The sequence below is a fragment of the Bacillus sp. A015 genome (assembly GCF_053851875.1).
This window is the reverse complement of the sequence record NZ_JBSPZB010000003.1, coordinates 21,955-38,518: the sequence shown is the minus strand read 5'-3', so window position 1 is coordinate 38,518 and position 16,564 is coordinate 21,955. Positions and strand designations below refer to the sequence as shown.

Sequence of the window (16,564 nt, the reverse complement as noted above, 5' to 3'; positions counted from 1 at the left end):
CGCAAATCCTACAAAAAAAACCCACATGCCAAAAATAGGCAAATGGGTCTGCTTTTTAATAATCTAATTCGTTATACAGAGGGAAGCGGGCAGTGAGATCAGACACACGCTTTTTCGCCTCTTCTAATTTCGTTTCATCTTCATGATGTTTCAGAGCAAGCGCAATAATGGAACCGACTTCTTTCATCGCTTCTTGATCGAACCCACGGCTTGTCACTGCCGCTGTACCTACACGTACACCACTTGTGACAAATGGTTTCTCTGGATCATAAGGAATCGCATTTTTGTTCACTGTGATGCCGATTTCATCAAGAACATTTTCTGCAATTTTCCCTGTGATGCCAAGAGTACGCAAGTCGATGAGAACTAGATGGTTATCTGTTCCACCAGATACAAGCTGAATATCCTCAGATAAAAGTGTTTCAGCTAGTTGTTTTGCGTTATCAATCACGTTTTGTGCATATGTTTTGAAATCTCCGTTCAATACTTCACCGAAAGAAACAGCTTTTGCAGAGATGACATGCATCAGTGGTCCACCTTGAATACCAGGGAAGATCGATTTGTCGATCTTTTTACCAAACTCTTCACGGCATAGGATCATTCCGCCGCGAGGTCCGCGTAATGTTTTGTGTGTCGTCGTTGTCACAAAATCTGCGTAAGGAACTGGATTTGGATGAAGACCTGCTGCAACAAGACCCGCAATGTGAGCCATGTCGACCATAAAGTAAGCACCGACTTCATCAGCAATTTCACGGAACTTTTTGAAATCAATTTGACGTGGGTATGCACTTGCACCCGCAACGATTAGCTTCGGCTTATGCTCACGTGCTTTTTCAAGTACATCTTGATAGTCGATATGCTGTGTTTCTTTATCTACACCATATTCTACAAAGTTGTATTGTACCCCGCTAAAATTTACAGGGCTTCCGTGTGTTAAATGCCCACCATGTGATAAGTTCATGCCTAGCACCGTATCGCCATGCTCAAGAATTGTAAAGTATACGGCCATATTCGCTTGAGCACCTGAGTGAGGCTGTACGTTCACATACTCAGCGCCAAAAATTTCTTTTGCGCGATCACGTGCGATATCTTCTACAACGTCTACATGTTCACAGCCGCCATAGTAGCGTTTACCAGGGTAGCCCTCAGCATATTTGTTTGTTAAAACTGAGCCCTGTGCTTCCATGACTGCTTCGCTTACGAAGTTTTCTGATGCAATTAATTCGATTTTGTCCTGCTGGCGTTTCCGCTCTAGTTGAATTGCTTTGAATACTTGTGCGTCTTGCTCAGGTAAATGTTTCATCAGCGAAATCCTCTCCAATCTATTTCCATTCGATGTTTTCACCATCTCATTGTACACGGTTTTTGAGTAAAATGTAAAAGTTTTTTTTGGAAAACGGACTTATTTTTTATGAAAAACCGAATATTCAAGAGGTGAAGCGTCTTCATCATTCAACATTATATCAGAAATATATTTGAGTTATGCTCTTGTATAAACTGCTCGTTCTCCGCCAATCAGCTTCGGACGTGTTTTCGCAAACGTCACATGCGCTTGTCCTAATTGATGTCGACTAAGACGGACAGGAACGGCTACTCGCTTTAAGTGCATCCCAATCAATGTATCGCCGATATCAATTCCTGCATGCGCCGCAATGGATTCAACTAACACAGGGTGTTCCATTTGCTGATACGCATGAGCCGCCATAGAACCCCCCGCCTTACGAACAGGTACTGCGGCCACAATTTCTAGGTTCAGCCGGAAAGCCACTTCTTCTTCAACGACGAGGGCACGATTGAGGTGCTCGCAGCACTGGAAGGCCAGCTCAATGCCGGTCTCTCGTCTTAGCTGGTCCAGCTCTTGATAGATGGCCTCCGCAATTTGCTCACTTCCTGCTGTACCAATATGCTCGCCAGCCACTTCCGACGTACTGCAGCCAATCACTAAGATTTGGCCAGCACGCAGTTCGACTGCTTGATGAAACTCTTTTAACATTTCAAGCCAATCTTGACCAATGTTCATATTAAGCGCTCCTTATAGGTGCTTTTCTTCGTAATCAGCGATTTTACCAATCCGCATAGCATGACGTCCTGCAGCAAATTCTGTCGTCAGCCAAATGTGTGCGATCTCACGTGCTAGTCCCGGTCCAATGACACGTTCTCCCATCGCAAGAACATTTGTATCATTATGTTCTCTCGTTGCTTTCGCACTAAATGTATCATGTGCCAGCGCACAGCGAATGCCTTTCACTTTGTTTGCTGAGATGCTCATGCCGATGCCTGTCCCGCAAATTAAAATACCACGATCGACTTCTCCGTTTGCCACCATATTGGCTACAGGAAAAGCATAATCTGGGTAGTCTACAGATCCTGATCCACATTCACAACCCATATCAATGTATTCAATCTTCAATTCATCCATCAGTTGCTTGATTTCTTCACGAATATTCGTTCCGCCGTGATCGGATGCAATGGCTACTTTCATCGGGCTATTCCTCCTAAGGGTGAGTTGATCTGTCATGTCTTACATTCATTCTTTATTCATAGTTATATTTTAACCTCTGCCTAGTCATTTGCAAACAAAAGCAGAAAAACCGTTTTCGCAACGGTTTTACAGGTTGTCCATTTATGAGGATGTTCTATCCTTTTTCAGTTTTTCAGCCAGCTGATAAAGCAATGCTTCTAGTTCATCACGTGTTTCCTGATAAACAGCAAGACTTCCTCCAAATGGATCGGATACATCGCCTTCTGTCCCTGTCGCAAATTCCTTTAATGTGAAAACCTTCTCTTTTGCATGCCCATATTGCTCCACAATCAACTGTTTATGCTGAATCGTCATGGTGAAGACATAATCGGCTTCGTGAAGAAGATCCTCTGTCAGCTTTGACGATGAGTGATTGAGTGGAATGCTTTTCTCAAATAATGCTTCGACCGCTTGCGGAGAAGCCTTCCCCTCATTCGAGGCAAAGATGCCCGCTGATTTTACAGCGGCCTGCAAACCTTTTTCATCCGCAATTGAAGCAAAAAGGGCTTGAGCCATCGGACTTCTGCATGTATTTCCAGTACAAACAAATAAGATATTCATCATTCGCCCTCCTTTTCTTCTATTATATAGGATTTCATTCTACATGTTATGTAAGGAGACTGGCTATAGCGGGAATAATAATTTGATTCCAAAGAATAGTAAAATGATGCCGCCAAGCGCCCCGCTATATGAACCAATCCATGAACGGACCTGTTTACCGAGTAATAATCCGAGCCACGTAAGCTTCATACTAAAAAAACCAAACAATAAAATGGTCATCCACACCCGAGAACCGTAAATTCCCAGGCTTAAGCCCACGGAGAAACTGTCTAAGCTCACACTTGTCGCAAAAAGAACGAGACCAGTACCAACAGGCGCGATAAATGGTTTATCCTCTTTTCGGATAGACGCAATGATCATTTGCAGCCCCAGCACCAAAAGCAGCGCCCCTCCGATATAGGTTGCAAGGAGACCGAGCCAACCAGATAAAAGCTGACCTGTCAGCATGCCAAAAAGCGGCATAAACATATGAAATATCCCAATGACAAGTCCAATATAAATGATCTGGCGGAACCTCAGCTGAATCATCCCCATCCCAAGTCCAACCGAAAAGGCATCCATCCCAAGCGCAAAAGCCATGATACTGAGTGTCAGCAATTCGCCAGCTAGTTCGTTCATGTAAATCCCCCTTGGACACGCATTCTCCTTTAACCTATGTTTGTCCAAGAAAGGTTAGAACTATTTGACCGAAGAGAGTGTACGCCCTCCTGCCGCTTTTTGCAGACGGTTCATAATAGCAGAACCAACACCCTGCTCTGAAAAGGCTTCTGAAATGATCATGTCTACATCCGTCTCATCAAATTGTCTCAGCACACGATATAGGTTTGCGGCAACAGTTTCAGGCTTCTCTCTCCATCCACAGCTGTAAACAACATCTGCCGTAAACAACGATTTCTTTTCTTCTGTTGTCAGTACACCGACTTTTTGACCCTCAGCCTGATACTTCTGAATGTGACGCTGCATCTCTTCATCACTTCCATGAAAGATATACATATGTGCTTCAGGTGCATAATGTGTGTATTTCATCCCTGGTGATACTGGTGCCTCGTCCTTTTTCGTTAAGCCTGGATCGACGCTGACTGTCCCCACTACTTCTTCTAATGCTTCTTTTGTAATACCGCCCGGCCTTAAAATCACTGGAATTTCGTCTACACAGGATACAACCGTTGACTCAACACCAATACCAGTAGAACCACCATCGACAATCCCAGCAATTCTTCCATCGAGATCACTCGCTACATGGTCAGCTAGTGTCGGTGATGGTTTCCCTGAGCGATTGGCACTCGGTGCGGCAATTGGCAGACCAGCTGCTCGGATGAGCTCAAGCGCAATGGGATGATCAGGCATTCTCACGCCAACTGTGGATAGACCCGCTGTGACCTGCTTTGATAAAGTGCCCGGTTTACATGGAAGAACAATGGTTAAGGCACCCGGCCAAAAGGCATCCATCAGCGCCTTCGCTTTTTCATTTTCTATTTGTGCAAATTCATGAAGCTGCTGAACTTCCGCAATGTGGACAATCAACGGATTATCACTTGGACGCCCTTTCGCTTCATAAATTTTCATGACGGCCTCTGTCTCTTTCGCATTTGCCCCTAGTCCGTAAACGGTCTCTGTCGGGAAAGCGACCACTTCGTTTTGCTGCAACAGCAGGGCTGCCTGTTCAATTTGTGGATAGTATGTGGATAAATCCTTTTCTAAATCCACAGACCACCTTTTTGTATTTAACATCATACAAACTCCTTTTAAAAAAGATAAAACTGTTGATATGTCTCAATTATCCTTTTGAAAGTATAAAAGATGATGCTAAATAAAACAAGCGTTGTCCACAATTTGTGGATAACGCTCGTTTAACAGTGGATAAGTATGTGTATAAGTCCAGTGTTTTGTGATTAACTGACCTTTTTTTGCAGTACCACGGCCTGTTCTTTCCCCAATGACTCTTTTGCATGCGCAGATACCAACACGCTATCCGGAATGCTCTCTAAAGGTGTGAATCCCATTAATGCTAAAAAGTCATGTGAGGATGAATGGTTTGCTACGACATAAAAGGTATCCACACCTATTTTTTCTCCCAGCGTTTGAATACTTTGGAATAAAGAAACAATGTGCCCCTGACCAAGTTTATCTGAAATGACAAGTGACCGCAGCAACCCCTCTTGTTCATTAAGCTGTTCAAGACCTAAGCAGCCTGCCAGCTGCCCGTCCCCATCTTCCATGACAACAAATGTCGTACGCTCTGCAATCGTTACTCCACCTTTCGCTTGTCCCTTTTCAAGAAACGCATTGATAGCTGGAGCATCATCTTCTGTGGCTATTCTTAATTGATAATACATGCTTTCACCTCTTTTTGATCTCTTACTTCAACTCTATGAGGCAAAAACAGATTTATACCTTTTTTAAGAGAAAAGACTAGAGACCCATTCGAACAGAAAGAATTTCACTTCTCCAGTCTCTTCCTCCTCTTCTTTCACCACTTCATTGACGGACTCACCTGTTTGCTGCTCTGCCACTTGGTCTTCACCATCCCCTTCTGGCGAGGCAATCGCTTCTCCATTTGAAAAGTCGATAAAGCAGAGAGGCGGGAATAACACACACCACCAATTGGCTCCGTCCCCTTCCCCAAGCGTAATTAAAATGGCTTCATATTTCCCAGCAGGATAGACGAAATTTCCATAAAGCTTTGTTGGAAAAGAAGCTTTTTGAAAACTCACTGATACGGATTGATCAATGTGTTGTTCTTTCAATTTTGCTTTCGCAATACGATTGATTTCTGGCAGCTTTGAACGAATGACACGTCTTGCTTCTTCAATGGATGTCAGGTCTTTGACCCACTCGGTCATATTGGCATTGACCTCATCTCGAATGCTTCTTTTCACATCCTGATCCGCCGAACGATCACTATTTGCTAAAATCCGTAATCGAATCGCTTCATCTGGTATCACAACAGGCTGGTTTGCAGAAGCAGCCGCTGTCTCCTCCCGGCCAAGGTTTGCAAAAGCACCGCATAATAATAGAAACATATAAAGACAAATCATCATTTTACTTTTCAACATGATGTGTTCCCCCCACTTTTTCTCTTCGCTACAAACATTGTGTCCAGGAAACTCATCTCTTAAACAGCAAACATGATTTTTTTAATAGATTATGAGTCAAACTTCCGCTCAGCGTAATAGAAAGCACTTGAAGTCTAGGAAGGACGAGTTCCGGAGCGAATGAACGATTCGTGAGCACCGGCACGTGATAAAGAATACGAGGGTTTGTCTACACGCTGAAAAGCCGTTCAATTTCAGAACGGCTTTGGAGTGAGGATTGGTAGTCAGAGGGGTACAGTCTCCCATCCCAATCACGGCTGATTTTCAAACCTGATTCTGTTTGGATGACAGTCATTGCCCCCTTTTTCTCAATTTCTTTTTTGACTTTTCCGTTTTGATCAATAAATTGAATGACCATTTCATAGTCAAATTCAATTCTGTCATCGCTTTCATCTGAAGGCGTAAACGTAATTTTTTTCAGCTTAATTTGACAATCTTGATCCTTGGCTGCTTCTAATACGTTTGGAAACATGCTGTCTTGTGTATATTCTTGATATTCATGCTCGGTTAAATAAAACTTCAACTTCTCCTTCATGTCAGATAGGTCATCCGTTCGATTCACTGTGTATTGTGCTTTTTTATAGCTTTCTCCAAATGCTGCTGCCTCTTTTTTAAAGCTCGGTTTACCGCAAGCACTCACAATCAATAGTACACTAACGATGACCAACACCATCGCATACCTTCTGTTCACACCATTCGCTCCTTCAAAACAAATTTATGTAAAAAAATCATGATCAGAATGTTCATTCTTTTATATATACGTTTCTCTTTTACCATAAGTTTCATCTTTACATAATAAAATAGTCCGACTTTATTCAGCCGGACTTTCCGTTTTGAATGTGTGCGCAAACAGCTCGGTCCTTCTCGTTAATATCCTTAACGATGCGAACATCAGCTGCAGGGAATGCCTGCATGAGAAGCGCTTTTACATCTTGTGCTTGCGTGTGTCCAATTTCAAAGACGACCACCGCCTGCTCGCTCAGTACGTTGTGGAGATCATGAACGAGCCGCTGGTAAAACCACAGACCGTCACGTCCATCCGTCAGCGCATGGACTGGCTCATGCTTTGTGACAACCTCTGATAGACTGTCCATTTCTTCTACAGCAATATAGGGTGGATTGGAAATAAACAAATCCACTTTGATGCCTTGATCTATGACTGGTTCAAGTAAATCTCCATGTAAAAAATGAACGTCTGCACCAAGCGCTTGTTGATTCCGCTTCGCTACCGCAAGTGCATCACGTGAGATATCAGTCGCTGTGACAGATAGAGATTCCTTTTCAAGAGCTAACGTAATGGCGATTGCCCCGCTTCCTGTGCCAACATCAACTGCTTTGAGCGGCTGATCGTGCGGGAATACGTCACCTGCCATATTGAGCGCTGCCAGTACGACTTCTTCCGTTTCAGGACGAGGAATAAGAACATGTTTGTTCACCTCGAAGGGACGACCATAAAAGAATTCAATACCCGTTAAATGCTGCACAGGCACTCCAAGTTTGTGCTGTGTGACAAACTCACTGAACAGTCGATCTTTCTCTTCTGGCAGTGGGTCATGAAAACGCGCAAGAAGTTCACTTCTGCTCCATCTAAGTACATGCATCAAAAGAAGCTCTGCTGCATTTTGGTCTCTACCAGCTTCCGTTAACAAAGAAGAAGCCCATTTAAGGGCTTCAAAGATCGTTCGTTGATTATTTTGCATTTTGAAGCTTTCTTGCTTGGTCTTCCATAATTAAAGCATCAATGACCTCGTCAAGTTTTCCTTCTAAAATTTGATCAAGCTTTTGAATCGTCAACCCGATGCGGTGGTCCGTTACACGGTTTTGCGGGAAATTATACGTACGGATACGCTCTGAACGATCCCCTGTTCCAACAGCAGATTTACGTGTTTGATCATATTCAGCTTGTGCTTCACGCTGGAATTTATCATAAATTCTCGCACGTAACACTTTCATTGCTTTTTCTTTGTTTTTGATTTGCGACTTCTCATCCTGACAGGATACAACGACACCTGTTGGAAGGTGAGTTAATCGAACAGCAGACATGGTCGTGTTTACACTCTGTCCGCCAGGTCCGCTTGATGTGAAAGTATCTACACGGATGTCTTTTTCATGGATATCAATTTCAACTTCTTCAGCCTCAGGCAAGACAGCAACTGTCGCTGTTGATGTATGAATCCGTCCGCCTGATTCTGTTTCCGGAACACGCTGCACGCGGTGTGCGCCGTTTTCAAACTTTAGTTTGGAATATGCGCCTTTCCCGCTGATCATAAAGATAATCTCTTTATAACCGCCAGTTCCAGTCACACTCGCTTCCATGACTTCCGTTTTCCAGCCTTGCATTTCAGCATAACGGCTATACATACGGTAAAGATTTCCAGCAAAAAGCGCAGCCTCTTCCCCTCCTGCTGCACCACGAACCTCCACAATAACGTTTTTGTTGTCGTTCGGATCTTTCGGGATCAGCAAGATTTTCAGCTCGTCTTCTAAACGTTCCGTTTCCTCTGTGAGCTCTGAAATTTCTTCTTTGACCATGTCGCGCATCTCGGCATCCAGCTTTTCTTCCAGCATTGCTTTCGCTTCGCTCAACTGGTCGTATGCCGCACGATATTGTCTATATACCTCAACAGTTTCTTGAATATCAGATTGTTCCTTCGAATATTCACGAAGCTTCTTAGGGTCGTTCACCACTTCAGGATCACTTAAATATTCATTTAGCTTTTCATAGCGTTCTTCGATTGATTTTAAACGGTCTAACATGGTCTTCACCTCTGTTTTGTGCGTAACAGTCTAATTATAGTATAGCGGGGTATGACAGTCAAAAAAATTTCCAAAACAATTGATTTTCTGCGATTTTTCGCTAGAAAGCACGATCTTTGGCGATTGGTTACTTGTTTTGTCTAACGTGAAGGAACAGGTCCTCCTTGAAGAGAATGGTACTTATAATTGAAAAAAGGGAGGGCATTTGGTTTGAATACAAATGAGGTTGCAAAAGAAATTGGTGTTTCTTCAAAAACGATTCAGCGTTGGGTTAAACAGCTTAACATCCCTGTCGCCCGGAATGAACTTGGACATTATGAATTTCATGAAGATATTGTACAGCTGCTCAAAGAAGTCAAACACCAAATGAGTGAAGGGGTGATCCTCCAAGACATTCGACTGCCAATCCATGAGGAAACAGTTCGTCAGTTATCGTCTGCTGTAGAAACTGATGAATCTACACAAAGGTTTGAAGCATTAGAAGAGCAAGTGAAGCAGCTCATTCAGCAGCAATCACACGTCCATGACGTTGAAGTGCGTTTACAAGAGCTCGAACGGAAACTGGCTAAAAAAGCAGATGAAGGTGTGTCCTATCAGCTGCTCCAGCATCGTAGAGAAATTGAAGATTTAACCACTAAATTTGAACGCCTCGCAGCCACACTCAAACAACCGTCTCAAGTAGAAGAAGACAAGGAAATCAAGCGCCCTAAGATCAAAAAGAAGCGTATGCTTTTCCCTCTGTTTCATTCATTTCGCTAAGAAAGGCTGCCTCGTTAGGCAGCCTTAGATTGCTGACAAAGGGCTAAAATGATGTTTATTTTAGCCCTTTGTCTTCTTTTCAGCGTGATAGAAAACCTTTGAAGTCTAGGAAGGACGAGCACCGAAGCGCAGACCTGACAAAGAATGCGAGGGTTTGTCTACACGCTGAGGCTGCCTCGTTAGGCAGCCTTTCTACTATTATTATACGGTAAGTGCAATAATGATCGGTAATGTAATTAATGACATGATTGCACTGATGACAAATGCGGATGCAGTCTCCGCTTCTTGTTTTTCAAATCGTGTTGCGATCATCGCTGCAACGGCTGAACCTGGGAAGGCAACAAGCAATACAGCTTTTGTAATTTCATCTGCTGAAAGACCCATAAGAATGGCGATAAAATACATAAGTAATGGTTGTACAGCTACTTTTAGCAATGCGATACTGAATGCCGGTAGGCTGAATTTAATCTTACGGATACCAACAGTGACACCGACTGCAAATAGCGCAACCCCTGATGTAACACTTCCAATTTCCTCTAACATTTCGTGTCCGATTTCAGGAAGTTTAAATCCTAAAAGAACAAGAACGATACTCGCTAGCGGTGCAAGTGCAAGCGGCTCTGATAAACCGTGCAAAATGGCTTTTGTTGTCATTTTCAAGAAGCTTTCGCCGTCTTTGGCTTTTCCTTTTGTTTTTTCACCGACAGTTGACACAATAATCGCAATTGGATCAAGCAATGCATTTACAACTATTCCGGTAATTGCAATCGGAATTGCAACTTCTTGGGCCCCAAATAAACTGCCTAAGACCGGAATCCCCATAAATGCAAAGGTCGGTTGAGCTGAGTTTAACGAAAAGATAGATGAATCTGTTAAATCATATTTAAAAGCAAATTTCGTCACAAGAAGGATAATGATATAAAAACCAACGATTCCTAAAATCAATGCAACGAAGAACGGAATTTGACTATAGAATTTATCTTTTGGTGTTGACAGAATGCTGGCGATAAAGTGCGCTGGCAAAGCATACTTTGTAACAAGTGTGCTTACACCTTTTGCAGATTTAGCGTCATAGCTGCCGAAGTTCCCTGCGAACCAACCCAGCGCGATAACGAAAAAAATCGGTGCTAGGAGGATCAAAATATTTAAAAAGTCCATCTTACTCTTCCTCCTTAAATCCTTTACATGTTTCAATTTATTGCGGCATTGTTTAGATTACCCTAAACAACGCCGCATGACATATTTTATTATGCTCTTACAATTTTTTTATATTCAGGAGTCCACATTGCGTCTTTCACAGCTTGTTCGATGTTGTCAGGCGTTTTTCTTGCGACTCCATCTTCAATCGCTGCTTTCGCTACTTCAATTGCCACATGGATTGACACTTCTTGCAATTTATCAATGCTTGGAAGTAGGCCAGCACCTGGTTTTTCGTGATCAACCATTTCAGCAATCGCATTCGCAGAAGCGACGAACATTCCTTTTGTGATGATTTTTGATTCCGTTACGATAGAACCAAGACCAAGTCCTGGGAAAACGAACGCATTATTTGATTGTCCGATTTCATGTTCGATGCCATTATACTCAACATTTTCGAATGGGCTTCCTGTTGCAACAAGTACACGGCCGTCTGTCCATTTAAATAGATCCTCTGGCACTGCCTCAGCAAGTGGTGTTGGGTTAGACATTGGCATGATCACTGGACGTTCTGTATGAGCTGCCATTTCTTTAATGATTTCTTCAGTGAATGCGCCGCCTTGACCTGATGTACCGATTAGGATCGTTGGCTTCACTTTGCGAACGGTTTCTGCAAATGAAATTTGTCCTTTTTCATCACGAGCCCAGCCCTCAACTTCGTCAGATGAACGAAGATACGGTTTTTGGAAATCAAGCACTTCATCTTCAAATTGATCTGTTAGCAATCCTCTGTAGTCTAATGTCCAGAAGGCATTGTTTGCTTCTTCTTCAGTCAGACCTTCAAGTACCATTGTGTCACGCACTTGATCTGCGATTCCGATACCAGCTGAACCAGCTCCAAAAATCACAACACGGTGATCTTTCAATTGAGTACCAGTTTTCTTGACAGCGGCAAGTACTCCCGCTAAAGTAATGGCACCAGTACCTTGAATATCATCATTGAATGTTAAGATGTTGTCGTTGTATTTTTTCATGATGTTACGCGCATTTTTGTTTCCAAGGTCTTCCCAGTGAAGCAATGCTTTCGGGAAGAATTTAAGTGCTGCTTTTACATAAGCATCAATGAATTCTTCGTATTTTTCACCTTGTACACGTTTGTGGTGGTTACCGATGTATAATGGATCATTCAATAATTTTTCATTGTTTGTTCCAACATCTAATACAACTGGAATCACGCGGCTCGGATCAATACCTGCTGCTGCAGTGTAAACAGCTAATTTACCGATTGCGATGTTGATACCACCAACACCCCAGTCACCAATTCCAAGAATACTCTCAGAGTCAGTTGCAACGATTAGGTCAATATCGCCAGCTGTTGCATGTAAGTTTTCAAATGCTTTCTCAATGCCGTCAATGTTGTCGATTGAAAGATAGACACCATGAGGTCTTCTGTATTCATGGCTGTATTCTTGAATCGCTTCACCAACAGTTGGTGTGTAAACAACAGGAAGCATTTCACGAAGCTTGTCTGTTAGAAGCTTGTAGAACAATACTTCATTACGGTTTTGCAAATCACTTAAGTATACGTTTTGACGAAGACGATCTGGCTGAGCTAGAAATTGCTTGTACGCTCTCTCCGCTTGCTGTTCTAAAGTCAGAACAGTTGGAGGAAGTAATCCTTCTAGTCCAAGCTCTTGTCTTTCTTCTTCAGAAAAAGCAACGCCTTTGTTCAACGTTGGAATCGATAATACATCTCTACCTGTTAAAGTGGTTTCGAGGTACCCTTCTTTTGTTTTCTTCACGTTGTTCATCAAAAACTACCCTCTTTCTAAAATATAAATAAAGTTAACTATTAATCAAAAGAATGATTAAGGAGAAAAATCCTTAATCAAAAAAATTATGACAAGAAATCGAACTTTTCGTTGAAATGCTTTACACTACAGTTAGTCATTTTATGCCTGCTTATGCTAAAACGCAAGCGTTGAAAATTAGATAATTTTTTCGTAGTGTTATTTAATTTATTTAAGTACAAATGATGGGTGTTCATCCAAAATCTCAAAAAACAAAACACAGCGGCATTTGCTATTTTTTTAATTGTCAAGTGTTGTACCAACGTCAAGTCTTGGTACTTCATGGTGATGTCTGCATCGTGCTTCGTATGATTCCTGCGCACCTACTAAAATAATGGGATCATCATAGGATGCGGGTTTACCGTCGATCAAGCGTTGTGTTCTACTCGCTGGGGAGCCGCATACCGAACAAACTGCTTGAAGTTTTGTTACAAGCTCTGCACATGCCATTAAATGCGGAACAACACCAAATGGCTCTCCTCTGAAGTCCTGATCCAGGCCTGCAACAATGACTCGGTAGCCTTTATCAGCCAATTGAGTGACAATATCAATGATTGTCTCATCAAAAAATTGCACCTCATCAATGCCAATGACATCGGTTCTTTCTGATATGTGCGTTATTATGTCTTTTGGTGAGGCTACTGCAATCCCATCTACTGATGAACCGTTATGTGACACAACTGAGCTTGTACTATATCGGTTATCGATCGCTGGTTTGAATATTTTTACTTCTTGTTTGGCAAAGGTGGCTCTTTTGACTCTCCGAATCAATTCTTCCGACTTTCCAGAAAACATACTACCGCAGATGACTTCAAGCCAACCGCTTTGTTTCATCACATACATAAGGTCTTCTCCCCCGTTTTAAAGTTCCATCAATCCACGTAAAAAAACAGGCAAGAACGGATTCCTGCCTGTTTATTGTATCTATTATTACTTAAGACCGTATTTTTTGTTAAAGCGGTCAACACGTCCATCAGCAGAAGCGAATTTTTGACGGCCTGTATAGAAAGGATGGCACTCAGAGCAAATCTCGATGCGAACCTCTTCTTTTACTGATCCAGTTTCAAACTCATTTCCACAAGCGCATTTGACTGTAGCTTTTTTGTAGTTAGGATGAATTCCTGTTTTCATCTACTGTCATCTCCTTCCGCCCTGAATCCAATTCGGAAACAGAGTTAATATCTCAGAATAAATTCTGAAACGCACATGATAAAATTATAACAGTGAGAGTCTATGATTGCAAATGTATTTTTTCAGGAAGTTATCTTCTTGATGCAGACATATTTGCTTGTTTCCATTCTTGCGTTAAAATATCGAAAAATTCTTGGTTTGTCTTTGTTTTTCTCATTTTGCGCATGAACTTCTCAGCGAAGTCAGGTGTATCTGACATCGATTTTCTCATTGCCCATAGACGATCAAGATGCTCTTTTGGCACAAGCAGTTCTTCTTTTCTCGTACCCGAACGACGAATGTCGATCGCTGGGAAGATTCTTCTCTCTGCAAGAGAACGGTCCAAATGAAGCTCCATGTTTCCAGTTCCTTTAAACTCCTCATAGATCACATCATCCATACGTGATCCAGTATCAACAAGGGCAGTAGCTAAAATCGTCAAGCTTCCGCCTTCTTCGATGTTACGCGCAGCACCAAAGAAACGTTTCGGGCGATGGAAAGCCGCTGGATCAATCCCCCCAGAAAGCGTTCGGCCACTTGGCGGGATGACAAGGTTGTATGCACGAGCAAGCCTTGTGATGCTGTCCATTAAGATGATGACATCTTTTTTATGTTCAACAAGACGCATGGCACGCTCTAATACAAGCTCTGCTACTTTAATGTGGTTTTCCGGTACTTCGTCAAAGGTTGAACTAACAACATCCCCTGCAACAGAACGTTCGATATCTGTTACTTCCTCCGGACGCTCGTCAATAAGAAGGACAATCAATTCTGCCTCTGGATGATTTTCAGAAATGCTGTTGGCAATTTCTTTGAGCAGAATGGTTTTCCCTGCCTTAGGCGGCGCAACGATTAATCCACGCTGTCCAAACCCAACTGGCGCCATCATATCCATAATTCTAGTAGACAGGTGATTAGGCTGTGTTTCAAGAATCATTTGGCGATCAGGAAATAGCGGTGTGAGTGCAGGAAAGTGAACACGTTCCTTTGCTGATTCTGGGTCGTCCCCATTTACCGCTTCTACATGAAGGAGGCCATAGTAGCGTTCATTCTCTTTTGGAGGTCGTACCTTTCCAGACACTTTATCTCCATTTCGTAAATCAAAGCGTCTGATTTGTGAAGCAGAAATATAAATATCTTCAGAACTTGGGGAGTAGTTAATCGGTCTTAAGAAACCAAATCCCTCAGACTGAATAATTTCAAGAACCCCTTCCATAAATAAGAGATCCTCTTGCTCAGCATTTGCCTTTAGAATGGCAAAGATTAATTCTTTTTTTGTTAGTTTGCTGTAATAAGAGATTTTGTAGCGTTTTGCTAACTCATACAGCTCTTTTAATTTCATATTTTCCAAAGATGAGATCGAAACATCTTTCAATATGGACACCACACTTTTCTAGTCAATGTATTTCATTACAAATGCATGACTATTGTATTTGATTAGCTTTTTAATTCCTTTTATTGTTGGAATGACCTCGCTCTAATGGTAACGCTCCCACTCGTTTTACCGTGATAGATAGAAACAATGTGGAATAGAGCTTTGTCAACATAGAGAAGGATAAAGAGTATATCGTCATGATGCGGCAGTATTTAAACTTGTTGAAGCTTAAAAGAAGTAAATTCGCAGGAAATTTCGCAGCACTCTTTAGTTTTACCTCATTTGCAGAGAATATTCAACTTTAAAAAGAAAATGATATACATTTGAAACCTATATGAAAAGCGGGTAATGAATACCCGCTTTCTGATTACGGACGAATGAAAAGATTCGGTTTTTTCTTTAAGCTGTGTCTGCCATCAACGAATCGAACAGTACCCGATTTCGCACGCATGACAACACTTTGTGTTGTTCCAACAGAGCCTTTAAATTGAACACCTTTTAATAACTCGCCGTCCGTTACACCTGTCGCTGCAAAAATGGCGTCGTCTCCTTTTACGAGGTCTTCCATTCTTAGGACTTTCCCAACATCCAGCCCCATTTTCTCACAGCGTCTCAGCTCTTCTTCACTTTGAGGAAGAAGCTTACCATGGATTTCACCACCAAGTGCCTTTAACGCAACAGCAGAAAGGACACCCTCAGGCGCTCCACCTGAACCAAATAGAATATCAACACCTGTGTGATCAAATGCTGTATTAATGGCTCCTGCAACGTCACCATCATCGATTAGTTTAATTCTTGCTCCTGCTTCTCTCAGCTCAGCAATAATTTTCTCATGTCGACCTCTGTTTAAAATTGTCGCAACAACATCTTCAATATCTTTATTTTTTGCTTTTGCAACAGCACGAAGATTATCAATGACAGGCGCTTCAATGTCGATGCACCCTACCGCTTCTGGACCTACTGCGATCTTATCCATGTACATATCAGGTGCATTCAGCAAGTTGCCATGATCTGCAACCGCAATGACAGCTAAGGCATTCCAGCCGCCGCTTGCCACAATATTTGTTCCTTCTAATGGATCAACAGCGACATCCACGCGAGGTCCATATCCGTTGCCAAGCTTTTCCCCAATATAAAGCATTGGTGCTTCGTCCATTTCTCCCTCGCCGATGACGACTGTTCCCTTCATCGGAATGGTGTCAAATACATCACGCATTGCACTTGTTGCAGCATCATCCGCTTCGTCTTTCTTTCCTCTTCCCATCCAACGGGCAGATTTTAAAGCGGCTGCTTCTGTCACCCGTACTAGTTCCATCGATAAACTTCTTTCCATTTTTGT

General features: G+C 42.4%; 18 protein-coding genes. 1 reads left to right on the top strand and 17 read right to left on the bottom strand.

All coding sequences use genetic code 11. From position 1 onward, the window contains the following. Positions 1-55: 55 nt before the first annotated feature. The 11 genes from glyA to prfA form a co-directional block, all read right to left on the bottom strand. A complete protein-coding gene (gene glyA, locus ACSLGF_RS03460) occupies positions 56-1,303 on the bottom strand; it encodes a serine hydroxymethyltransferase (RefSeq protein WP_456002604.1) in 1,248 nt (415 codons plus the stop codon). A 177-nt stretch (positions 1,304-1,480) separates the two neighbouring features. Continuing rightward, positions 1,481-2,020 carry a TIGR01440 family protein gene (locus tag ACSLGF_RS03455; RefSeq protein WP_456002602.1) on the bottom strand — a complete coding sequence of 180 codons (540 nt, stop codon included), beginning with the start codon at positions 2,018-2,020 and terminating at the stop codon, positions 1,481-1,483. Positions 2,021-2,032: 12 nt separating this feature from the next. Beyond that, the gene (gene rpiB / locus ACSLGF_RS03450; protein WP_456002600.1) at positions 2,033-2,482 is read right to left on the bottom strand and encodes a ribose 5-phosphate isomerase B; all 450 of its coding nucleotides are present in this window, start codon (positions 2,480-2,482) and stop codon (positions 2,033-2,035) included. Between the two features lie 141 nt (positions 2,483-2,623). Continuing rightward, positions 2,624-3,082 (bottom strand): low molecular weight protein arginine phosphatase, encoded by a 459-nt coding sequence (locus ACSLGF_RS03445; protein WP_456002598.1) that lies wholly within the window; start codon positions 3,080-3,082, stop codon positions 2,624-2,626. Between the two features lie 63 nt (positions 3,083-3,145). Beyond that, a complete protein-coding gene (locus tag ACSLGF_RS03440) occupies positions 3,146-3,700 on the bottom strand; it encodes a manganese efflux pump MntP (protein WP_456002596.1) in 555 nt (184 codons plus the stop codon). Between the two features lie 60 nt (positions 3,701-3,760). Further along, positions 3,761-4,813, bottom strand: a complete 1,053-nt coding sequence (locus tag ACSLGF_RS03435) for an L-threonylcarbamoyladenylate synthase (RefSeq protein WP_456002594.1) — start codon at positions 4,811-4,813, stop codon at positions 3,761-3,763. A 161-nt stretch (positions 4,814-4,974) separates the two neighbouring features. Beyond that, on the bottom strand, positions 4,975-5,418 hold the full coding sequence (locus tag ACSLGF_RS03430; protein ID WP_456002592.1) for a GNAT family N-acetyltransferase: 444 nt from the start codon (positions 5,416-5,418) through the stop codon (positions 4,975-4,977). 63 nt (positions 5,419-5,481) lie between these two features. Then, positions 5,482-6,138, bottom strand: a complete 657-nt coding sequence (gene spoIIR, locus ACSLGF_RS03425) for a stage II sporulation protein R (protein WP_256499077.1) — start codon at positions 6,136-6,138, stop codon at positions 5,482-5,484. A 208-nt stretch (positions 6,139-6,346) separates the two neighbouring features. Further along, entirely contained in the window at positions 6,347-6,850 is a 504-nt protein-coding gene (locus ACSLGF_RS03420; RefSeq protein ID WP_456002902.1) for a hypothetical protein, read from the bottom strand. A 142-nt stretch (positions 6,851-6,992) separates the two neighbouring features. Further along, a complete protein-coding gene (gene prmC, locus ACSLGF_RS03415; RefSeq protein ID WP_456002590.1) occupies positions 6,993-7,877 on the bottom strand; it encodes a peptide chain release factor N(5)-glutamine methyltransferase in 885 nt (294 codons plus the stop codon). Continuing rightward, positions 7,867-8,934 carry a peptide chain release factor 1 gene (prfA, locus tag ACSLGF_RS03410; RefSeq protein WP_034660298.1) on the bottom strand — a complete coding sequence of 356 codons (1,068 nt, stop codon included), beginning with the start codon at positions 8,932-8,934 and terminating at the stop codon, positions 7,867-7,869. The genes prmC and prfA overlap by 11 nt, the downstream gene beginning before the upstream one ends. A 210-nt stretch (positions 8,935-9,144) precedes the next feature. On the opposite strand from prfA, the gene racA reads away from it, so the two are divergent. Next, complete coding sequence (racA, locus tag ACSLGF_RS03405) at positions 9,145-9,693, top strand: chromosome-anchoring protein RacA (protein ID WP_456002587.1); 549 nt, start codon at positions 9,145-9,147, stop codon at positions 9,691-9,693. Positions 9,694-9,894: 201 nt separating this feature from the next. On the opposite strand, the gene ACSLGF_RS03400 is transcribed toward racA, so the two are convergent. The 6 genes from ACSLGF_RS03400 to glpX all read right to left on the bottom strand — a co-directional run bounded on the left by ACSLGF_RS03400 (position 9,895) and on the right by glpX (position 16,558). After that, positions 9,895-10,851 (bottom strand): AEC family transporter, encoded by a 957-nt coding sequence (locus ACSLGF_RS03400; RefSeq protein ID WP_456002584.1) that lies wholly within the window; start codon positions 10,849-10,851, stop codon positions 9,895-9,897. An 89-nt stretch (positions 10,852-10,940) separates the two neighbouring features. Further along, positions 10,941-12,641, bottom strand: coding sequence for an oxaloacetate-decarboxylating malate dehydrogenase (malS, locus tag ACSLGF_RS03395; RefSeq protein ID WP_456002581.1), 1,701 nt, complete (start codon positions 12,639-12,641; stop codon positions 10,941-10,943). 279 nt (positions 12,642-12,920) lie between these two features. Continuing rightward, complete coding sequence (locus tag ACSLGF_RS03390) at positions 12,921-13,523, bottom strand: thymidine kinase (RefSeq protein ID WP_099726516.1); 603 nt, start codon at positions 13,521-13,523, stop codon at positions 12,921-12,923. An 87-nt stretch (positions 13,524-13,610) separates the two neighbouring features. Beyond that, a complete protein-coding gene (rpmE, locus tag ACSLGF_RS03385) occupies positions 13,611-13,811 on the bottom strand; it encodes a 50S ribosomal protein L31 (protein WP_003215407.1) in 201 nt (66 codons plus the stop codon). A 130-nt stretch (positions 13,812-13,941) separates the two neighbouring features. Further along, positions 13,942-15,225 carry a transcription termination factor Rho gene (gene rho, locus ACSLGF_RS03380; RefSeq protein WP_008354975.1) on the bottom strand — a complete coding sequence of 428 codons (1,284 nt, stop codon included), beginning with the start codon at positions 15,223-15,225 and terminating at the stop codon, positions 13,942-13,944. Between the two features lie 367 nt (positions 15,226-15,592). Further along, positions 15,593-16,558, bottom strand: coding sequence for a class II fructose-bisphosphatase (gene glpX, locus ACSLGF_RS03375; protein ID WP_456002578.1), 966 nt, complete (start codon positions 16,556-16,558; stop codon positions 15,593-15,595). Positions 16,559-16,564 lie beyond the last annotated feature (6 nt).

Coding starts and splice junctions, on each gene's coding strand:
- glyA (WP_456002604.1), bottom strand. CDS start 1,303: ATGAAACATTTACCTGAGCAAGACGCACAAGTATTCAAAGCAATTCAA.
- ACSLGF_RS03455 (WP_456002602.1), bottom strand. CDS start 2,020: ATGAACATTGGTCAAGATTGGCTTGAAATGTTAAAAGAGTTTCATCAA.
- rpiB (WP_456002600.1), bottom strand. CDS start 2,482: ATGAAAGTAGCCATTGCATCCGATCACGGCGGAACGAATATTCGTGAA.
- ACSLGF_RS03445 (WP_456002598.1), bottom strand. CDS start 3,082: ATGAATATCTTATTTGTTTGTACTGGAAATACATGCAGAAGTCCGATG.
- ACSLGF_RS03440 (WP_456002596.1), bottom strand. CDS start 3,700: ATGAACGAACTAGCTGGCGAATTGCTGACACTCAGTATCATGGCTTTT.
- ACSLGF_RS03435 (WP_456002594.1), bottom strand. CDS start 4,813: ATGTTAAATACAAAAAGGTGGTCTGTGGATTTAGAAAAGGATTTATCC.
- ACSLGF_RS03430 (WP_456002592.1), bottom strand. CDS start 5,418: ATGTATTATCAATTAAGAATAGCCACAGAAGATGATGCTCCAGCTATC.
- spoIIR (WP_256499077.1), bottom strand. CDS start 6,138: ATGTTGAAAAGTAAAATGATGATTTGTCTTTATATGTTTCTATTATTA.
- ACSLGF_RS03420 (WP_456002902.1), bottom strand. CDS start 6,850: ATGGTGTTGGTCATCGTTAGTGTACTATTGATTGTGAGTGCTTGCGGT.
- prmC (WP_456002590.1), bottom strand. CDS start 7,877: ATGCAAAATAATCAACGAACGATCTTTGAAGCCCTTAAATGGGCTTCT.
- prfA (WP_034660298.1), bottom strand. CDS start 8,934: ATGTTAGACCGTTTAAAATCAATCGAAGAACGCTATGAAAAGCTAAAT.
- ACSLGF_RS03400 (WP_456002584.1), bottom strand. CDS start 10,851: ATGGACTTTTTAAATATTTTGATCCTCCTAGCACCGATTTTTTTCGTT.
- malS (WP_456002581.1), bottom strand. CDS start 12,641: ATGAACAACGTGAAGAAAACAAAAGAAGGGTACCTCGAAACCACTTTA.
- ACSLGF_RS03390 (WP_099726516.1), bottom strand. CDS start 13,523: ATGTATGTGATGAAACAAAGCGGTTGGCTTGAAGTCATCTGCGGTAGT.
- rpmE (WP_003215407.1), bottom strand. CDS start 13,811: ATGAAAACAGGAATTCATCCTAACTACAAAAAAGCTACAGTCAAATGC.
- glpX (WP_456002578.1), bottom strand. CDS start 16,558: ATGGAAAGAAGTTTATCGATGGAACTAGTACGGGTGACAGAAGCAGCC.